Origin of the sequence: uncultured Lamprocystis sp., from assembly GCF_903933125.1 — a bacterium.
Lineage (GTDB): Bacteria > Pseudomonadota > Gammaproteobacteria > Chromatiales > Chromatiaceae > Thiodictyon.
In genome coordinates, this window is the sequence record NZ_CAIZIZ010000169.1 from 1 (window position 1) to 3,208 (window position 3,208).

5 protein-coding genes are annotated in these 3,208 nt (G+C 60.3%); all 5 read left to right on the plus strand.

Annotated features, from left to right (window positions below):
• Positions 1 to 416: DUF3782 domain-containing protein (locus tag QZY03_RS08360; RefSeq protein WP_295580012.1), on the plus strand; the 416-nt coding region annotated here is incomplete at its 5' end.
• A 145-nt stretch (positions 417 to 561) separates the two neighbouring features.
• Positions 562 to 1,317 carry a DUF3782 domain-containing protein gene (locus QZY03_RS08365; protein WP_295580013.1) on the plus strand — a complete coding sequence of 252 codons (756 nt, stop codon included), beginning with the start codon at positions 562 to 564 and terminating at the stop codon, positions 1,315 to 1,317.
• 472 nt (positions 1,318 to 1,789) lie between these two features.
• A complete protein-coding gene (locus QZY03_RS08370) occupies positions 1,790 to 2,044 on the plus strand; it encodes a hypothetical protein (protein WP_295580014.1) in 255 nt (84 codons plus the stop codon).
• Positions 2,045 to 2,307: 263 nt separating this feature from the next.
• Positions 2,308 to 2,973, plus strand: a complete 666-nt coding sequence (locus QZY03_RS08375) for an AbiJ-NTD4 domain-containing protein (protein ID WP_295580017.1) — start codon at positions 2,308 to 2,310, stop codon at positions 2,971 to 2,973.
• A 24-nt stretch (positions 2,974 to 2,997) separates the two neighbouring features.
• A partial coding sequence (locus QZY03_RS08380) for a hypothetical protein (RefSeq protein WP_295580015.1) occupies positions 2,998 to 3,208 on the plus strand: 211 nt, incomplete at its 3' end.

Sequence of the window (3,208 nt, forward strand, 5' to 3'; positions counted from 1 at the left end):
CCCAGGCCAAGAAGCACGACCGCAGCATCGGCGCCCTGGGCTCCCGTTGGGGTACCCAATCCGAGGCGACCTTCCGCAATGCCCTGGCCGGCATCCTGGAGACCAGCTTCGGCGTCAGCGTGCGCAATGTCTGTGAATTCGACGACGCCGGCGAGGTCTTCGGGCGGCCGGATCAGGGGGAGATCGACATCATCGTCAAGAATGGCATGCTGTTGCTCATGGAACTGAAGTCATCCATCGACAAGGGCGGCATGTACATCTTCGAGCGCAAGGCCCGCTTCTACGAGCGCCATCACCACCGCAAGGCCGACCGGCTCATCGTCATCTCGCCGATGATCGACCCCCGGGCAGTCCCCGTGGCGCAGGCGCTGGGCATCGAGACCTACAGCGATTCCCTGGACGTGCCGGTTGAGTGACCCCGACCCGCCTTCGCACCGCCGGGCGGCGCGGCTTAGAACCCGTGTGCGGATTTTCCTCCGCAGCACCTGCCGGTTGAGAAAGGGTTTATGATTCGGGACAAGCGGGCACCCGCCGCCCGTGATCCTGCGCGCGAGGCCGTTCATGGACATCACAGTCGAGACCATCAAACGCGAACTGCCGCGCCTGCTGCGGGAAGACCCGGAGCTGCGCCGATACGTCCTGGAGATTGCCCGCGGACACTTCGCCGACCGGGTGCAGACCGATGACCGCTTCGACCGCGTCCTCGACGAGTTGCGCCGCGACCGCGAGGAGCAGGCCCGCAAGTGGGATGAGCAGAACCGCGAGCAGAGGCTCAACTGGGACGAGCAACACCGCAAGTGGGACGAGCAGAACCGCGAGCAGAAGCTCAACCGGGACGAGCAGAACCGCAAGTGGGAGGAGTCCCGCCAAGAGTTCGATCGAGTTCACGAGGAGATCATGGCGCAGGCGAAGAAGCACGACCGCTCTATCGGCGCCCTGGGCGCCCGCTGGGGCCTGCAATCCGAGGCCGCCTTCCGCAATGCCCTGGCCGGCATCCTCGAGACCAGCTTCGGCGTCAGCGTGCGCAACGTCTGTGAATTCGACGACGCCGGCGAGGTCTTCGGGCGGCCGGATCAGGTGGAGATCGACATCATCGTCAAGAATGGCATGCTGTTGCTCATGGAGCTGAAGTCATCCATCGACAAGGGCGGCATGTACATCTTCGAGCGCAAGGCCCGCTTCTACGAGCGCCATCACCACCGCAAGGCCGACCGGCTGATCGTCATCTCGCCGATGATCGACCCCCGGGCAATCCCCGTGGCGCAGGCGCTGGGCATCGAGACCCACGGCGATTCACTGGACGTGCCGGTGGAGTGAGCCCGACCCGACGTCGCATCGCTGGGCGACACGGCTTAGGACCTCAAAGCGCTACTGTTCCGCGCCATTGAAGCTACCCGGCCATGGGTTCACTTTAATCCGAAGTTCCAGACCGGAGCCTGCAATTTCTCTTTCTGAAACATAACGATACAGTGAATTTTCGCGCACTTACATGGGAGCGTGTACCCATGTGGCGGTCGATTTGTGCTCCGACTCGGGCTATAGTCAGTCTTAGCGAATCAATCGCTTACCTGTACCCAGACGCTTGCACGCGAAAATTTTTCAAGATTTTGATTCGCCTAAGAAACTTCTGTCTTGAGCCTGGAACTTCGGTTTAATCGACAGGAAGAGTCGGAAATGTCACCACTACTGGCGGGCATTCGCTGGGCAGTAGCGTAGGAGCCGCGCAGAAGACGGATGCCGTCATCGCGGACATTGATCACGCGCGGACCGTCGTGCGGAAGATCGAGCTTTGACGTTTCTGTTCGATAGCCACAAAGCCCGTCTGTGCCGTGCCGTGACCACAGTCGCCGACGCGGGCCTGATGATCTCGGCCATCGCCATCGCCCATGGCGCAACGCTGGTGACGGGCAACCTGCGGCATTACAATCACCTGGACGGGCTGCCGCTGGAAAATTTGATCCGCCCGCTCGCGGCATCCGCTGCGGCCGAACCCGAGACAGGACAAGCCCCAACCGCTGCGGATTCTCCACACCAAGATGACTGATCCGACATTTTCCGAACGCCACGGCTTTAGCCCGCAACCCGCGCCGATCACGATTCGGCAGGATGCACCCCGTGATCTTCGCGGGCTGATTCCGACGTTCGCTTACCAATGCGGATTCAGTCCAGAAACATTGCGGTCTTTGGTCTGCGCCGCGACCCTGGGGGCAGAAGACCCGAATATACTCGCTATTGAAATAAATTACGATATTTATTAAATATAAGCGATTGTTAAATATCAGGTAAACTGATTTAAAAATCGCAAAAATAGGCTATAGCGAGTATAGCTGGTCTGAATCAGACTTTAAAGTAGAGGTTCGGCGCATCCTCGATCAATGCGACTGGCTCGATATCTACGAAGTCATCGAGCAGATTGCCGTGAGGCTAAAGGACCGGGATGAGATCTTCAACGACGGAGAGGATCGCGTCGCGTGCTTCACGTCGCGGATCAACCGCCTATTCACCAAGCACGGCATCGGCTGGCAACTGATCGAAGGCCGAGTCGAGGTCCGTGGCGAGGAGGTCTTCGAGGCCGTTGCCCGACCGACGATCGAGGCGTTGGAAGGTGCGGGGCTTGCGACGACCGCGAATCAGATTCACGAAGCACTCAAGGGGCTGTCCCGCCGTCCTGAACCGAACATCACCGGCGCCATTCTGCATGCGATGAACGCCGTGGAATGCCTCTCCCGCAAGGTCACGGATGACAAGGGTACGCTTGGCGAGCTTATCAAGAGGCATCCAACACTTTTCCCCCGCCCGCTGGACGAGGGTCTACACAAGCTCTGGGGGTATGCCTCGAATAACGGCAGGCATCTTCTTGAGGGTTGCGATCCGTCCTACGAGGAAGCGGAGCTGGTGGTCACGGTCGCCGCGGCCGTGGTCAGCTATCTGAAACACAAACTCGATAGCGCGGACGCAAGCGCTGAAGATTGATCGACCTGCCGGAGGCAAGCGGACATGCTGGAAGACTTTATCGAGGACTGGCGTCGCGATACGCTGGACGACTATCGCCGCAATCCGGAGAGGGGGCCGGCGCTCGTGCGGGAGCACGTCGGGATCGAGCAACAGGTATTGGCTGGCGGGTACGGCTACCGGCAGGTGGTCGAATTGGTACAAAACGGCGCCGATGCGGTTCTTGAAGAGGCCGAGGCCCAGGACTCCAAAGGAC